The organism is Flavobacterium plurextorum (assembly GCF_024638035.1).
GTDB lineage: Bacteria > Bacteroidota > Bacteroidia > Flavobacteriales > Flavobacteriaceae > Flavobacterium > Flavobacterium plurextorum.
The window spans coordinates 5,095,960-5,111,888 of record NZ_CP100442.1 but is presented as its reverse complement, the minus strand read 5'-3'; the positions used below and the strand labels follow the sequence as shown (position 1 = coordinate 5,111,888).

The following is a 15,929-nucleotide window of genomic DNA, read 5'->3' as shown; positions in this document are numbered from 1 at the left end:
TTATAAATTTGATTATTTTATTTTTAAAGAAATCTTGATTTTTTTTGTCTCTTCATTCCAAAGGTCTGAATATTTTGTTTTATTATTTTCTAAGTCAGTTTTTAGTTTTAAGCATGAAGTTAACTGATTATTATAGTTCTCGGGACTTTTTGATTTTGGATAAAAATTAAAATCATTGTTTTTACAATATTCCACAGCTTTTTCTAAGATAGAAATATAATTATTAATATCAGTTTTCAGATACATATTTATTGGTTCGCCAATGGCATATTTTAGTGAGCCTAATAATGCGCCATCGTTGCTCTCTTGATAATCTGGATTTGAAGAATTGTAATATTTAAAACGCATTAAACCAGTGTAATATAAAAATGACGCTTCATTGAATTTTGATTTATTTAAATAATTTGCTGCAGTTTCAAAGTATTTTGAAGGATGTTGTTGATCTAATTCCTTTGCTTGAATAAAAATTTCTTTATTTAAATCTAAAATATGCCCGCTTTTTTTTAAAGCATCAGAAGTAGTATAGATGTTTTTGTACAATTTTAATTCTTCTTGAGAATAGAGGATACTATTTATAAAAAGCAGCACAAATAATATTTTGGCTTTACACATAATTTTATAGTTTATAAAGTTTGCAGGAAGTATTTGTAAATAAAAACTCTCAATTCAAATGTAGTAAAAAAATAGTGATTAATAAAAAAACTACCCTTTCTCAAAATCGAAAAAGGGTAGTTTGTAAAATTTATATTTCTAAAAATCTCTTATTTCTTCCAAGTAAAAATCCTTGGATTCACAGAAATCATTAACCAAGCCCAATTGTTAGTATGACCGGCATCTCCGTTTTTCAAGAACTCTAAAGTTTTTGTACCAAACATTTGAGAATAACCTCCAGTTAACGTAATGTCTTTTTTGAAATTGTAACCTGCAGTAAAATCAACCTCAGTTCCTAAGTAAGAATCAAGTTTTTCATTTGTTGGGGTCACAACATCAGCGGCAGATAAAAATACGTGCGGCATTAATGTAAACTGCCATTTTTTGACATTATAACTTAATTTTAGGTAAGCGTCTTGCAATCCAACGCTGTTTTGGTGATTTCCAACATAAAAATAATCCATATAACCATTAAAAGCATGATTCGTCCCAAATATAGGATTGAACGATTTAATTACTGTACTGCCGTCATTTGTATCTTTTCCAGATAAAAATTCATAACCTAAACCAGCTTTAAAGGCATCAGAAATGTTGTAGCCTAAATAACCGGCGGCATTCCATGCACTTACCTGCTTGTCTGTGCTTTTACCAGTTTGTCCATATAACCAGAAATTTGTATCTAATTTACCTGTTTTATAGGTTAAATAGGTTCCGAAAGTCTGTTTGTAATCTACCAATAATTTTGCGTCGGCGTTGGCATATTCATATCCAGTATTTAGGGCTAATAAACTTACGCCTAAATTACTGAACGATGTATGGTACCAAGCATATTGCATAGCTTTGTAGTTGGCAACAGTGTATGGAGTTTGTACTATATTTTCTGCATTTGAGTTGTATGCAAATCCCATATCAAGCTGCTGGTTTTTTGGACGAAAAGTAACCAGTACTGCATCGTGACTTTGCCCTTGTTGCAACCAATCGATTTCACCCATTATACGCTGATTGTCATAGGAGAGTACTTGACGCCCAACTCTTGCGCTCCATTTCTCGGTAAAGTTGTATTGTGCCCAAGCTTCAAAAATGGCAACTCCATTTTTATCAGCTGTGGTTGTGGTTGGTACATCTCCCCAGGTTCTAATGTTTTGAAAAGTTAATTTAACAATCAAATCATCTTGCTTAAAATTTAAATTTAGACGAGAACGCTGTGAGATTTGTGAAGTTCCTTCTTGACCTTCTGGTAATAAAGTTTTGTATCCGTTTCGATATTCAAAACGTGGTCTTAATTGTAAGTTGGCATCAAATTCTTGTGCTTGCATGGCAGCACTAAATCCTAGAAAAAGTAAGGATAGAATTATTCTAGTTTTTTTCATATCTATGATGGTTTAATAAAAGACAAATTTATCTTATAATGATTTTATTTTTAGTGATATTAATCATATTTGATAATTATTTTTAAACTTTTAATACGCTTATTTTCTGTCTATTACTTTTGCCAAAGCCAGTTGTTTTTCGTTCATGATTTTAGTTACTGTATAATGCATCCAAACGAGACAAACGGTCGAGAATAGTAAAATAAAAATCCATGAACTTGACCAAATTCCTGTTGCGGTCAGCAAGTATCCAAAAATGATTGGGCCTAAAAAGCCTCCCAAACCGCCAATCATTCCAACCATACCTCCAACAACACCAACCTCTGTAGGGAAATATTCTGGGATATGTTTGTAAACTGCTGCTTTGCCAATTCCCCAAGAAATTCCGATTAAAATTACTAAAATTAAGAATACCCACATATTAGCAGCGAATTTTATTACAGTAATTCCTTTTGCCAGCAGCTCTTTTTTCTTTACGGTTTGGTTCTGTGCTACAACAACTTGCTGCCAAGATGTTCGAGTTGGGAGAATTGTATTTTCAGAATTGTTTTCCTGTTTTTGTGTAATGTCAAATTCGGTTTCACCTATTTTAATATTATCTTTTGCAATAGAAGTTACAGTTCCTTTTTTTGTTGCAAGAACTCCAGGACCTGTAGTCGTGATTTCCATTTTCGGAACCATTAATAGAGCACTTAAAACAACAGAAGTACTCAAAACCCAATACATAACTTTTCGCGCACCAAATTTATCTGATAAATAACCTCCAAAAGCCCTGATTACACCAGAAGGAAGACTGAACATTGTGGCAAATAATCCGCCCATAACTAAACTGGTTTGATAAACGTTCATAAAATTGGGCAGCAGCCATTGCGAGTATGCAACAAAACAACCGAAAACTAAAAAGTAATAAGCTCCAAAACGCCAAACTCTAGCTGATTTTAGTGAACCAAGCATTTGACGAACGCTTTTTGTATGGTTCTCAATTTTTTTGTTTTTAGCAAAAATTAAAAAAGCAATTCCAATTAGAACAAGGGAAAAGGCGTAGATAATTGGAAGTATTTTCCAACCATTTTGCGAATCTTCTAAAGAGAAATGATTTAATAATGAAGGCGCTAAAAAAGTGGTAATTGCAGCTCCCGCATTTCCCATTCCGAAGATTCCTAAAGCACGTCCCTGCCATTCTTTTGGATACCAGATTGAAGTATAACCAATTCCTACAGCAAAACTAGTTCCTACCATTCCGAAGAAGAAACTAAGTAGAGCAAACATAAAAAAACTGTCGGCATAGGGAAGGAGGAACAGCGGAATTGAGCTAAGCAGCAGTAAAAGTGAAAAGACATATTTTCCTCCAAATTTATCTGTGAGCATGCCAATTGGTAAGCGCATAATTGAGCCTGTTAAAATTGGAATTCCTAAGAGCCATCCAACTTGAACAACGCTCCAATGGAAAATTCCGTTATCGACCAAAAAGGTTACTAAAACCCCGTTTAATGTCCAGCAGGCAAAACACACCGTAAAGGCCAATGTGTTCAAAAATAAAATTTTGTGTGATTGAGATAATGAGTTTGTAGTTTTCATAGCACTTATATTTTTATGTAAAAATAAGTACTATAACTTAGTTAAAAGATGCTAAAACGCAGTTTTTGAAAAATAATTACGTATTAATACGTAATTTTAAATCAGTGAATATTCAGCAGCTTTGTTAGAAAGTTCCATTAAGTTTTTAACTTTCAACTTTTTCATCAGATTAAAACGGTGCACTTCAGCAGTACGTTTGCTGATATCAAGCGCTTCAGCAATTTCTTTATTTCCTTTTCCAGATAATAAAAGAGTCAGAATTTCTTTTTCTCTTTTGGTAATCATCATTTCTTCACTTAGATTTTGTTTAGGTTCTAGTGATGTTGACGAATTTGTAAGCTGACTTATTAGAATAGAAGAAATATCGCCGCTAAAATATTTTCCGCCGGCAGCCACTGTGTGTAAGGCTTTCAAGAATTCTTCTTTACTAGAACCTTTCAGCAAATAACCATCGGCACCCGCTTTTATAGATTTTAATACATACTCTTCAGATTCATGCATAGAAAGCATAATAATCTTTACGTTGTTATTTTCGCTTCTAAGTTTTTCTACTACCTCGATGCCTGTTAAATTTGGCATACGAATATCTACTATAAGTAAATCTGGTTTGCTTTCGGCAACAACATCAAGTGCATCGGCACCATCAATTGCTTCACCAACGACCTCAATATTTGCTTCATTTTCAAGTAAAGATTTAATTCCATCTCTTACAAAAACATGATCGTCTGCCAGCACTACACGAATGATATTACTCATAGTTTACTTAAATTAGATTTTTGGTTTTTTACGTATATTCATCTATAAAGAAGACGCTAATATACGTACTTTTTTTAAAAGTAAATTCCGATTTGCGAAATTCTACAGTCCAATATTAAAAAATCATTAGAAAATTAAGTTCAGAATATTCAAATCTCAAATTCCAATTACTTACGGTATTGTCAGGCTGAGTGGAGTCGAAGTCCGCGCAAAGCAGCTCCATAATCTAAAGCGGGACTCTTTGTAGCGCTACTTGCGAAGATCTGCTCCGCCTATTTGCTATCACTCGAGTCTCCTTTGTCGAGATGATAAATTAGATAATTAGCCATTTTGCCAATTAGAAAAATGTGATGATGATTTTGTCGATTTACTTTGAGTGGGCTTCGACTTCGCTCGGCATGACAAATGGAAGTTCGAAGTTTAAGTAATTATCAAATTATCTAATTTTCTCCTTTGAGAATCGGGATATTGAAGGTAATTCTGGTTCCTTCGCCAGGTATCGATTTGATGAAAACACGGCCGTTAATGTATTGAATTCTTTCTTTCATAAACAATAAGCCCATTCCAGATTCACTGTTTCGTTTTTTGTCGACGGCATTGATGTCAAAACCTTTTCCGTTATCGTCAATTATGATACTTAGTAAAGTTTCGCTGTGTGAAAGCTGTACAATAATATGCGATGATTCGGCGTATTTTATGGCGTTGTTGATCGCTTCCTGAGTTAGGCGATAGATATTTATTTCGATTAAAGAATCTAATCGCTGATTGAAATCGGTTTTATTGTAGAAAAGAATTTCTTTTCCAGTTAGTTTTGAAAGTTCCTGCGTAAGTTTTGCCAAAGAAGAAACAATTCCGTGATCGCTTAATTCGGGCGGCATTAAATTGAAAGTTGCCGTGCGGACACCTTTTATAATGTCTAGTGAAAGCTTTTTTAGATACTCAATTTTTTGTTCTGATTTTTCTCTGTCATCTAAATTGATGCTTTCCAAACTAAATTTTAAACCAGTCAGCATTTGACCAATTCCGTCATGAATTTCTTTAGCGATTCGGTTTTGTTCATTTTCTTGATTTTCAACAATTTTACTCGAAATGATCTTTTGCTGATTGATTTTTTCAGTACTATTTTCAAGATTCAAACGTTCGACTTCGCGTTGTGCTTTTTTACGTTCAGTGATATTGAAACAAACGATTAAAAGTTCCAATTCGTCTTTTTTGATCATAACCGGAACCATCGAAAGATCAAGCCAAATTTCAATATTTTCTTTGGTAACAATTTTAATTTCGCCTTGCCAGCCGCTTCGTTGTTTTTCAAATATCAAACGATCAAAATTGGTTTGTTCTTTTTCGTCTGTAGTTAAGACTTCAGAGAATTTTTTGTTGGATAAAAACTTGGTATAATTAAGAAGTTTGGCAAATTTTTCGCCAATATGAATGATCGAACCATCAGGTGCAATTCGGCAATAGAGCAGTGTGTTTTCCATTGCATAATTGAGCGACTTTAATTCTTTAACCGAATTTTCCTTGATTTCGCTAAGTATTTCAGTATCGTATGCAAGCTTTAAAGCTTTCTTTTCGGAAGATAAAAGCTTGGCAATTAATCGTTCAATTTTTTTATTAGTTGGTCTAAAAATGAAAAGGAATTCTAAAAGCAATACCAAAAGTGTAAACCCAAAAATCCAGTATTCTATTCGGCGTTGTTCGGTTACTTTTTCGTGCGCTTCGAGATCGTATTGGGTTACAATCTGATTCATTTTAGAAAGAAAGATTCCTTCATTTTCTAAAATTACATTTACTAGTTTTTGATTTTCTGCAGCTTGTTTGTTCTGCTTTAAATTCAACAAAAACGAGTCGGTTGTATTTGCAATTTTATTGAAAATCGGGTTTATTTCAAGATATAATTTAGAAAGTGTTTCTGATTTTTCTTTTGGAAAAGCTAAACTGTCACTGCCATTTTCTAGTGCATTTTGATTCTTTTTCCAAAGTGATAAAACGTCATTTAAATGCGGAATTTGCTTTGCAGAAGCGTTATTAGAAACATACTGCAGAATCAGAACTTCTTTTACGATTTTCTGACTCAGCATTCGTTGTTTTCCTGAAAAATTTATGATTTTAGAATCACTTAACTGCTGATTTAGATTGTATTGTACTAAAATCTGACTGATAATTATAGTTACAGCGATAGTAAGAAGCGCAAAAAAATACAGTCGTCGTAAATTTTTGAAAGTGATTTTGTCTTCTTCCTGATTGCTTTTCTTCATAAAGTCAGTTTACAATCCTAAAGATGCTTTTATAAGATTTAGATTTTCTTCAGAATAGTTGATTTTTAAGGCTTCCTGATGTCCTTTATCCGACATTTTATCCCAGGTTTTTTTGATGATGTTTTTTAGTTTCTCTTCATCGTGTTTATGAACGAAAGGATCTAAATAATATTCTAAAAATACAAGACAGATAACATCTTCTAATAATTGTGTTTCGTGATCTTTTTTAAGTAGTTTTTTCTCTATTAAAAATGAAACGCGATCTATAAAAGTTTGATCGTAACCTGCTTTTACAAGAATTTCGGCAGTTGTTTTTGCATGGAATTTTTTAAGTTCTTCTCTCCATTTCAAATAACCAACGCGATCCATTGGATACGATTCGCGGGCAACTTTCCATCGACAGATGTGTTGTGCTTTTGACGCAATTTGTATTGCTTCAGATGCATTTGGTTCGAACTGCATCAATCTTTCGTACATCCTGTTTGAATACAATAATTCTTTTGGATATTCTTTGTTTTGGTCAGTTTCTATATTTGGATCTTGTGCGTTTTCAGCATCAATCCATTCGCTTGCTTTTTGAAAAGGTGTAGTCATTTTATGGTTTGATAATAGATTTCAAAGATACGGAATTTGTGAAAATGTGAAATGTGAAAAATAAAATGTAATAGGTAATGTTTTAAAATGTGAAAAATAGTATGATCTCCATATTTCACGTTTCATATTTTACTTCTCACATCTTACATATTCGCTAATCTACAAACCCAACAAAAACTTCATTCTCCACAACTTTAATAGGATACGTTGCAATTTTAAAATCTTCTCCGTTTAGGTTTGAACCATCGACTAATGAGAATGTTTTTTTATGCATCGGACAGGCGATTTTCGGAATATCATTTGTAGAACCTGTCATTCCTCTTGAAAGTACCATTTCCATTTTGTGTGGGCAGGCATTTTGACAAGCGTACCATTCGTTTCGGCGGGCAAAATTAAAAATGGCAATCTGCTTGTTTTTGTATTTAATACAGCCGCCGCGATTGGTTGGAAAATCTTCTACATTACCTGCTTTGAACCAAATTGTTGCATCGCTCGCGCTAACCGTTTCGTATTGATTTAAGATTTCTTCCATTTTGATTGAGTTTTAATTTCCTGTTTCTTAGCCCTCTTTTTACAATCAATAGAGTTTGATGGCGCAGTAAAAAAGAGGGTAAGAAGGACAGCAAACGTTTAATGTTTTTTTTTTTTCTTTTTTTTTGGAGCAATTTTTTTTCCCGCAGATTTGGCAGATTTAGGCGATTTTTTTTTAATCTTTTTAATCCTTTAATCTGTGGTTTTTATTTTAAACACATAGAAACATTGACTTTTTTTGTTTGAGAAATAGAATTAAAAGAAACTAGTTTCTAACACATAGTTATGTGTATTTATGCAAGTGAAACGCCTTTTTTGAGTTCAATCCCGAAGCTTCTGGACTATGTTTCTATGTGTTTAAAAAATTATGTTTACGACCAAGCTTTTGGCATTTTTTGATCTCTTAGCGGAACAAAAACAGCATTTTCGTCTTTTTCATCTGAGTTTATAAAGTGATTGAAACGTTTTAATAATCTTGGTTTTTCTAAAACCTGTTTCCATTCGCATTCAAAAGTGTTTACTAAAGTCTGCATTTCAGTTTCAAGTGTTTCGCAGATTCCTAAACTGTCTTCAATGATAACTTCTTTTAAATATTCTAAGCCCCCGTCTAGTTTTTCTAACCAAGTTGAAGTTCGAATCAGCGGACCGGCAGTTCTGATGTAATACATTAAAAATCTGTCCATGTATTTGATTACTGTTTCTTTGTCAATTTTTTCAGCTAGTAAAACGGCATGTTTTGGGTTCGCTCCGCCATTTCCTGCGATGTATAAATTCCAACCGCCTTCAACTGCAATTAATCCGAAATCTTTTCCTCTAGCTTCAGCACATTCACGAATGCAGGCAGAAACGCCGCCTTTTAGTTTATGCGGAGAACGAATTCCTTTATATCTGTTTTCAAGTTCTATGGCAAATCCGGCGCTATCGTCCATTCCGTAACGGCACCAAGCATTTCCAACGCAGCTTTTTACAGCACGAAGTGATTTTCCATAAGCGTGACCGCTTTCGAAACCATTATCAATTAAAATTTTCCAGATTTTAGGCAAATCACTTAAATGTGCTCCGAATAAATCAACTCTTTGTGCTCCCGTTATTTTGGTGTATAATTCGAATTGTTTTGCCACTTCGCCAATTACGATTAGTTTCTCTGCAGTAATTTCTCCTCCAGCAACTCTTGGAACAACAGAATAAGTTCCGTTTCGTTGAATGTTGGCTAAAAATCTGTCGTTTGTATCTTGAGTTGTAACGTGTTTATTTGCGGTATCGTTGTAAATACTAGAAAAAATTGATGCTACAACTGGTTTACAGATTTCGCAGCCGTCGCCTTTTCCATGGTGATCTAAAACATCGTAGAAATTCTCATATTTATTGATTTTTACCAAATCGAATAATTCTTGACGATTATAATTAAAATGTTCGCAGATCACTTCTTTTACTTCCTTTCCTAAAGATTTTTGAGTGGCTTTTACCAAATCAGAAACCATTGGTTTACAACCTCCACAGCCAGAAGTTGCTTTGGTTGCTTTTACAACATCAGAAAATGTAGCGCAGCTTTCATCTAAAATTTTGCAGCAGATAGCGCCTTTTGTAACATTTTCGCAAGAACAAATTACGGCTGTATCTGGCAAATCCATAACACTTCCTAAACTTGAACCTTCAGATCCGTCGCGAGAACCTAAAATCAAATCTTCCGGATTTTTAGGTAATGCCATTGCGTTGCTGTAAATCTGGAAAAGCGAATTATAATCACTTGAATCTCCAACTAAAATTCCGCCTAAAAGCGTTTTAGAATCTTTGGTAACGTTGATTCTTTTGTAAACACCGCTTAGTTTATTCTCATAAATAATCGCAGTTACATTTTCATTTTCGATAAAAGGATCACCAAAACTCGCAACTTCAACACCAATTAATTTCAATTGTGTTGACATATCGATGGTTTCTCTCATGGTTTTTGAACCATTTAAGATTTGCTCAGCCGCAACATCAGCCATTTCGTAACCTGGAGCAACAAGTCCGTAAATGTTTTGGTTGTAAAGTGCAGCTTCTCCAATCGCGTAAATAGAAGGATCTGATGTCTGCATTTGATTGTTTACCACGATTCCGCCTCTCACACCAACTTCAAGTCCAGAAACTCTTGCTAGTTCGTCGCGAGGTTTTATTCCGGCAGAAATAACCAACATATCCACTTTTAACAATTCTTCATTAGCAAACATCATTCCTGTTATATTTTCCTTTCCGTCAATATATTGCGTTGCTTTATTAAGGTGAATTCCAATGTTTAATTCTTCAATTTTAGATTGAAGCATATCGCTTGCGCCTTGATCTAATTGTCTCGGCATTAAACGCGTAGCAAATTCGACCACATGCGGATTCAGTCCTAAATCTCTAACCGCTTTTGCTGCTTCAAGTCCTAATAAACCGCCTCCTAAAACAGCTGCTTCTGTTGCGCCTTTTATTTTTATCTTTTTGGCATAAGCCATAATTGCATCAAGATCTTCGATAGTTCTGTAAACAAAAACGCCTTCTTTTTCGACTCCGTCAATTGGAGGCACAAAAGCTGAAGAACCTGTGGCTAAAACTAAGTAGTCGTACGTATGTGTTTTTTCTAAATGCGTATGTATTGTTTTTTCTTCCCGATTAATGTCTGTAATTAATTCAGATGTATTTAGAATAATATTGTTTTCTGCGTACCAGCTGTTTGTTGATAATGAAAGATCATCTGCTGTTTTTCCTCCAAAGTATTCGCTTAAGTGAACACGATCGTAAGCACGTCGCGGTTCTTCACCAAATACGGTAATCTGATACTTTTCTTGTCCTGATTTTGCGATGAACTTTTCACAAAATTTATAACCAACCATGCCGTTTCCAACTACTATTACTCTAATCATGATTTCTTTAATTAAGTATTATTACGCAAATATAAGTATTTATACTTATGTAAATACGTAATATTGTTAATTTTTAAGTATTGGTTGTTTATTTTGAATACGTATTTTATCGTAATCCTTTACGTAATGCGGATGTGTGCAAATTGGAGTACTTATAATTATTTCAAATTTGAAAAGATTCTAAATAAGTAATTCAGAAAAAATTCGTAAATTCATAAGAAATTTACTCGTATTTAGTTAAAAACGATATTTCAAATAAAAATGTTATGAAAAGGATACTTTCGCTTTTGCTTATATTTTCTTTGACGATAGGCTGTAAATCTACAGCGGGCAAAACTTCGGATAAACAAACGACTTCTGAATATGGATCTCAGGAAGATGAGATGAAGTACTATTTTACAGCAACCGGAAACGAACCATTTTGGGGATTAAAAATGGGAAATGACAATATTGTATTTACTTCTTTGATTCCAGGAAAGGAAAAACTTGTTTTTACGCCTGTTGACGCCATAAGAGCTATGGATGCGAATGTTAAGATGTATAAAGCCAGTAATGAAACTACATCAGCGACTATTACAATTCAGCAGGTTGATTGTCAGGATTCGATGTCGGGTGTTATTTCTCCCTATAAAGTTTCGATTGAAATTAAAAATAATACGGAATTACAAACCGAAAAAATTGGAGGCTGCGGAAAGTATAATACTGATTATCGTCTTCATGATATCTGGGTTTTGGAAGAACTGAATGGCTATAAAGTTTTTGCTTCCGATTTTCAAAAAGAAATGCCTAGAATCGAAATCAACTCAACAGAAAATAGATTTTCTGGCTATGGCGGCTGTAATGCTATAAGCGGACAAATTTTTTATGAAAAAGGTATACTGCGATTTACGAGAGTTCTTTCGACACTTATGGCTTGTCCCCAAGGAAATAAGGAGAGCGAGTTTACAAAATCACTGCAGAGCACAACAACTTATTCTATTGAAAATAACAGATTAACGTTGTCAAATCCTTCTGCGAAACTTTTGGTTTTTAGAAAGGTGGATTAATTTTGTCATTTCGAGGAAGGAGGAATTTCCACAAGTAACTCGACAAAGATTGGATTCTCGTTGCGTGCTCAGCATGTGGAGATTCCTTCTTTCTCGGAATGACAAGATTGTGTTGAATTTTTTGTATTCAAAGTATTGGAATCCGTTGCTATAAAAATCTATCCTTCAGAGTTTTTTTTAAGAGCTGAAAGCTCGAAATATATTGTAGAGAGGGATTTCAATCCCTTTAACACAATGAATTGACCATTTTCAGGAAGATCTATTCCAATAATTCTTTAGGATCTTCATCGTCACCTTCGACAAAATCTAATTCTAAAGCTCTAACAGTTTGAACTGCATTTCCTGCAATACCACGAATCGAACCGTACATTCCTAAAGTATTGTGAACTACTTTTTCGATTTGTTTTTCGCGTTGTTTCCAGATTCTCTGCATAGCTCTTTTTTCTGAGTCTAAGTCGCTTTGCATTTGTGTAAAACCTTCTACAATTCCTTCAATCTGTAAACGAAATTCGTTGCTGGTTAAAAAATCATACAGCATTGACATTTTATCGCCTTTGTTTTCCTGCGCCTGAACTGCCTGACTTACCTGAATTAGTGATTGACGTAAAACAGCAGTTAAACCTTTAAATTCTTCATAAGTACAAATCCAGATTCCGTCTCGCATTCCCATTCTTTCCATTCCGTTTGGCATTACTTCGGTCACCAAAACACCAATATTAGCTCTTTTGGTTCTAATATCATTTTTGAATTTCTCAATCCAAGATGGCTGAAAGGCTTTTGTTCTTTTGCTTTCGTAGTAAATCGAACCACAGTTTTGCAATTCACGGGTATTGACAATTTGAAGACAATCGGCACCATTCGCGCCTTTTTTGATTTCGTCGATAGTGTCAAGTGGAAAATTATTTGCCAGCCATTCTTCAATCGCTAATTCCATTACTTCACCTTGCAATTGCATAGAACCTTGTTCCTGCTTGCGTTTCATTTCCTCGATCAGCTTTTTTTGATCGTCAGATTGTTTTTGGTATTCTTTTATTTTTAGTTCGTTTTTCTCTTCTTCTTGTTTGCGGATTTTATCGCGTTCCAGAACTAAAGTTGCATTTAGTTGCTTTTGTGCTTCGGCTTCGATTGCCTCTTTCATCTCCAGTTTTTCACGCTGAAGTTTTGCAATTTCGCCTGTCATTTTATTCAATTCACGAAGTTTCTCAGATTTTTCAGACAGCTCTTTTTCCATCAAAAGCATGCGGTCTTTATTTTCTTCTTCGAGTTTGGCTTTTAGTTTTTCTCCGATTTCTTTTTCGGCCGTTTTTTTCTCACGTTCCAAACGTTCTGCAAAGAGTTCATTTTCCTGCTTTTTCTTGGCTTCAAAATCGGCTTTAGCTTTTTCGAATTGCTCGTTTTTTAATTCCAGTTCTTTTGCCTGAGAAGCAGCTTTTTGCTGAAATTCTTTACGAATACTATCTTCTAACTGATGTTTTAAGATGTCGTTTACGTCGATATTTTCTCCGCAGTTCGGGCACTGAATTGAAGATTGCTCTGCCATTTTATTTTGATTTTTTAACTGAAATTATAATTTGCTAAGATATTTAAAAGTTATCTTTTTATGATTGCGAAAGACGTGATAAATTGTAACGATTTTTTGGGTTGCCACTAATTGTTTTTGAAATAATCTCGCAAAGTCACAGAGATGCAAAGTTTTTTAGCCACAGATTAAAAAGATTAAGAGGATTTCCTTTTATTTTTGTCATTTCGACGAAGGAGAAATCTCGGCAAGTATAAGCCAATCTTTGTGGAGCTTCTCGTGGAGATTTGCTTCGCCTGTTCGCTGTCGCTCGGGTCTCCTTCGTCGAAATGACAAACTGTATGCGCTTCACTCGTACTAAAAAAAAACTTGGCGTCTTAGCGACTTTGTGACAACAAAAATTCAACAGCAGATCTCGTAATTTCAGAATCATCTTCTTTTAAAGTGATAATCGAAACATCTGTTCGTAAATTGACTTTTTTTAGTGCAATAAAACCAATCTCAGGATCTTGATTGTTTTTTGCAATATTGGACGGAACAATCGAAATTCCTAAACCATTTTTGACTAATTGTACAATTGAATTAATATTATTGGCTTCGTGAATAATCTTCGGCGTAAAGCCATAAAAGGCGCAGAGTTCCAATAAAACTTCATGATAATGCGGTGCATAATCTTTATTAAAGAACACGAAAGTTTCATCTTTTAAATTCATTATCTCTTTTTCGGATTTCAGTTGAATTTTATTTTTATTAAAGACAATTGAAAATCCATCTTGAAACCATAAATGTGATTGTATTTTTGGAGATTTTATTGGTGAACGAATAATTCCCATTTCGATTTTTCCTTGTTCTAAAGCGTCGATTTGTTTGGTTGTGGATACTTCAAAAAGTTTGAAATTTACATAAGGGAATTGTAATTTCAGATGTTTTATTAATTCTGAAATTACAGAGGAGTAAATCGAGCTGATGTAGGCGATTCTGAATTCGCCCGAAACATTCTCGGCAATCTTTTTTGTTTTTATAGAAATGCGTTCCAAATTCTGAAAGAGTGCTTTCACTTCCTTTTCGAAATATTTCCCAGCTTCCGTTAGTTCTACTTTTTTATTGTTCCGAATAAATAGTTTTGCCTGAAGTTCTTCTTCCAGTTCAATTATCTGACGGCTTAAAGGCGGCTGTGAAATAAAAAGTTTCTCAGAAGCTTTGGTAAAGTTCAATTCTTCGGCTACAGCCAAAAAGTATTTTAAGTGACGTAATTCCATGATACTTTTAAAGTATTGTTGATTGATAAAAATAGTATTTTTAAAGTATTTATGAAAGAGATAATTTTGGAAAAAGAAAAAAGAACTCTCTCGCAGATTTGCTTTGCTAATCCGCTATCGCTTGGGTTGCAGATTGAGCAGATTATAGTTTAGATAAAATAATCATCTTAACTACAATATTCCGATCAATAATAGCAAAAAGATTCGCTCAATCTGCTCCCGATAGCTATCGGGACTGCGAGAGATTTAAAAAAAAACATAGACTATGAAAAAATCAACTACTGCAGAAATCAAAGAACGATTTGATAATGATGTCGAACGATTTTCGAATTTAGAAACGGGACAATTGTCTACAATTGATGCTAAAATTTCGTTGGAGTTAATTACGGAAACTTCTAAAAGAATTGTTCCAAGTGCTACTCATGTTTTGGATATTGGCTGCGGTGCGGGAAATTACACTTTAATGATGTTGTCTAAAGTGCCGAATTTAAATTGCACTTTGGTCGATTTGAGTTTGCCAATGCTGGATAAAGCTTTTGAAAGAGTTTCAGTTGAAACAAATGGAAAAGTCGAAATTAAACAAGGTGATATTCGCGAAGTAGATTTGGAGGAAAATACTTTTGATATCATTTTAGCAGGAGCTGTTTTGCATCATTTAAGAGATAATCAGGATTGGGAAACTACTTTTGCTAAAATATTTAAATTATTAAAACCGGGCGGCTGTTTTATGATTTCGGATTTGATTACACAAGACACGGAATTGTTGAACGAATATACTTGGCAGCGCTATGGAGAATATTTAGAAGGAATAGGAGGGGCGGAATATCGTAAAAATGTCTTTGATTATATTGCAAAAGAAGATACGCCAAGATCAATGAATTACCAATTGGATTTAATGAAAAAAGTAGGCTTCAAAAGCGTTGAAATTTTACACAAGAATATGTGTTTTGGTGCTTTTGGTGGAATTAAATAGCCACAAATTAGTGTAATTTATGGCTTAAAAAATTTATGCGATAACTGGCACAGGAAATTTGGTTCTTAAATCAAAAACTAGTTCTGATGCTCCGTTTTGTTGCAGGTAATCTAATTTTTCAACTGCTTCTTCAAGTGTTGGAATATGTCCTCTTGGAATCCACCACATTGCTGTATGTGCTTTTCCGAATTTCAGAAACCATTCTTTTCGGCGTTTTAAAAACTCGCTGTGGAAGGTTTTGTACATATAATGTTCCAGCGTTTCGATGTTTTCCCAAACCGAAACGTTTACAATGATCTGTTCGTCATTATAAGGATTCAAGTTTGTCGCATTGTAGCTGTCATCTTTTAGGCGCCAGACAAATCCTTCGCTTTTTTCGGCTAAAGTATTTACTAAATCTAAGTTGTCTGCAAATTCTTTCATGATAGGATCGTTGATGTCGACACCTTTCATTTTTGCGATGTTAATTTCCGCAAGATGATATTGGCTCATATTTTATTGGATAAAGA

At 34.1% G+C, this 15,929-nt stretch carries 13 protein-coding genes; 2 read left to right on the top strand and 11 right to left on the bottom strand.

Annotated elements, in window-relative coordinates; all coding sequences use genetic code 11:
* Window positions 1–12: 12 nt before the first annotated feature.
* The 8 genes from NLG42_RS22270 to nirB form a co-directional block, all read right to left on the bottom strand.
* Window positions 13–612 (bottom strand): hypothetical protein, encoded by a 600-nt coding sequence (locus NLG42_RS22270; protein WP_257682440.1) that lies wholly within the window; start codon window positions 610–612, stop codon window positions 13–15.
* A 149-nt stretch (window positions 613–761) separates the two neighbouring features.
* Window positions 762–2,021, bottom strand: a complete 1,260-nt coding sequence (locus NLG42_RS22265; RefSeq protein WP_257682439.1) for an alginate export family protein — start codon at window positions 2,019–2,021, stop codon at window positions 762–764.
* A gap of 99 nt (window positions 2,022–2,120) precedes the next feature.
* On the bottom strand, window positions 2,121–3,599 hold the full coding sequence (locus tag NLG42_RS22260) for an MFS transporter (RefSeq protein WP_257682438.1): 1,479 nt from the start codon (window positions 3,597–3,599) through the stop codon (window positions 2,121–2,123).
* Between the two features lie 96 nt (window positions 3,600–3,695).
* Window positions 3,696–4,355: a response regulator transcription factor gene (locus NLG42_RS22255; protein WP_089052755.1), complete on the bottom strand. Its 660-nt coding sequence runs from the start codon at window positions 4,353–4,355 to the stop codon at window positions 3,696–3,698.
* A gap of 440 nt (window positions 4,356–4,795) precedes the next feature.
* Entirely contained in the window at window positions 4,796–6,613 is a 1,818-nt protein-coding gene (locus NLG42_RS22250; protein WP_257682437.1) for a PAS domain-containing sensor histidine kinase, read from the bottom strand.
* A gap of 9 nt (window positions 6,614–6,622) precedes the next feature.
* Window positions 6,623–7,207: a DUF4202 domain-containing protein gene (locus tag NLG42_RS22245; protein ID WP_257682436.1), complete on the bottom strand. Its 585-nt coding sequence runs from the start codon at window positions 7,205–7,207 to the stop codon at window positions 6,623–6,625.
* Window positions 7,208–7,361: 154 nt separating this feature from the next.
* Window positions 7,362–7,739, bottom strand: a complete 378-nt coding sequence (gene nirD / locus NLG42_RS22240; RefSeq protein ID WP_257682435.1) for a nitrite reductase small subunit NirD — start codon at window positions 7,737–7,739, stop codon at window positions 7,362–7,364.
* A gap of 370 nt (window positions 7,740–8,109) precedes the next feature.
* Entirely contained in the window at window positions 8,110–10,623 is a 2,514-nt protein-coding gene (nirB, locus tag NLG42_RS22235; RefSeq protein WP_257682434.1) for a nitrite reductase large subunit NirB, read from the bottom strand.
* 266 nt (window positions 10,624–10,889) lie between these two features.
* Here nirB and NLG42_RS22230 point away from each other — a divergent pair, with 266 nt between their 5' ends.
* Entirely contained in the window at window positions 10,890–11,669 is a 780-nt protein-coding gene (locus NLG42_RS22230) for an META domain-containing protein (protein WP_257682433.1), read from the top strand.
* 259 nt (window positions 11,670–11,928) lie between these two features.
* On the opposite strand, the gene NLG42_RS22225 is transcribed toward NLG42_RS22230, so the two are convergent.
* Together NLG42_RS22225 and NLG42_RS22220 are read right to left on the bottom strand one after the other, a co-directional pair.
* Window positions 11,929–13,209, bottom strand: coding sequence for a DUF2130 domain-containing protein (locus NLG42_RS22225; protein ID WP_089059607.1), 1,281 nt, complete (start codon window positions 13,207–13,209; stop codon window positions 11,929–11,931).
* 356 nt (window positions 13,210–13,565) lie between these two features.
* Complete coding sequence (locus NLG42_RS22220; protein WP_257682432.1) at window positions 13,566–14,447, bottom strand: LysR family transcriptional regulator; 882 nt, start codon at window positions 14,445–14,447, stop codon at window positions 13,566–13,568.
* A 265-nt stretch (window positions 14,448–14,712) separates the two neighbouring features.
* On the opposite strand from NLG42_RS22220, the gene NLG42_RS22215 reads away from it, so the two are divergent.
* Complete coding sequence (locus NLG42_RS22215; protein ID WP_257682431.1) at window positions 14,713–15,420, top strand: class I SAM-dependent methyltransferase; 708 nt, start codon at window positions 14,713–14,715, stop codon at window positions 15,418–15,420.
* Between the two features lie 33 nt (window positions 15,421–15,453).
* Here the strand turns inward: NLG42_RS22215 and NLG42_RS22210 are convergent, their stop codons facing one another.
* Window positions 15,454–15,912 carry a DUF3291 domain-containing protein gene (locus NLG42_RS22210; RefSeq protein ID WP_257682430.1) on the bottom strand — a complete coding sequence of 153 codons (459 nt, stop codon included), beginning with the start codon at window positions 15,910–15,912 and terminating at the stop codon, window positions 15,454–15,456.
* Window positions 15,913–15,929 lie beyond the last annotated feature (17 nt).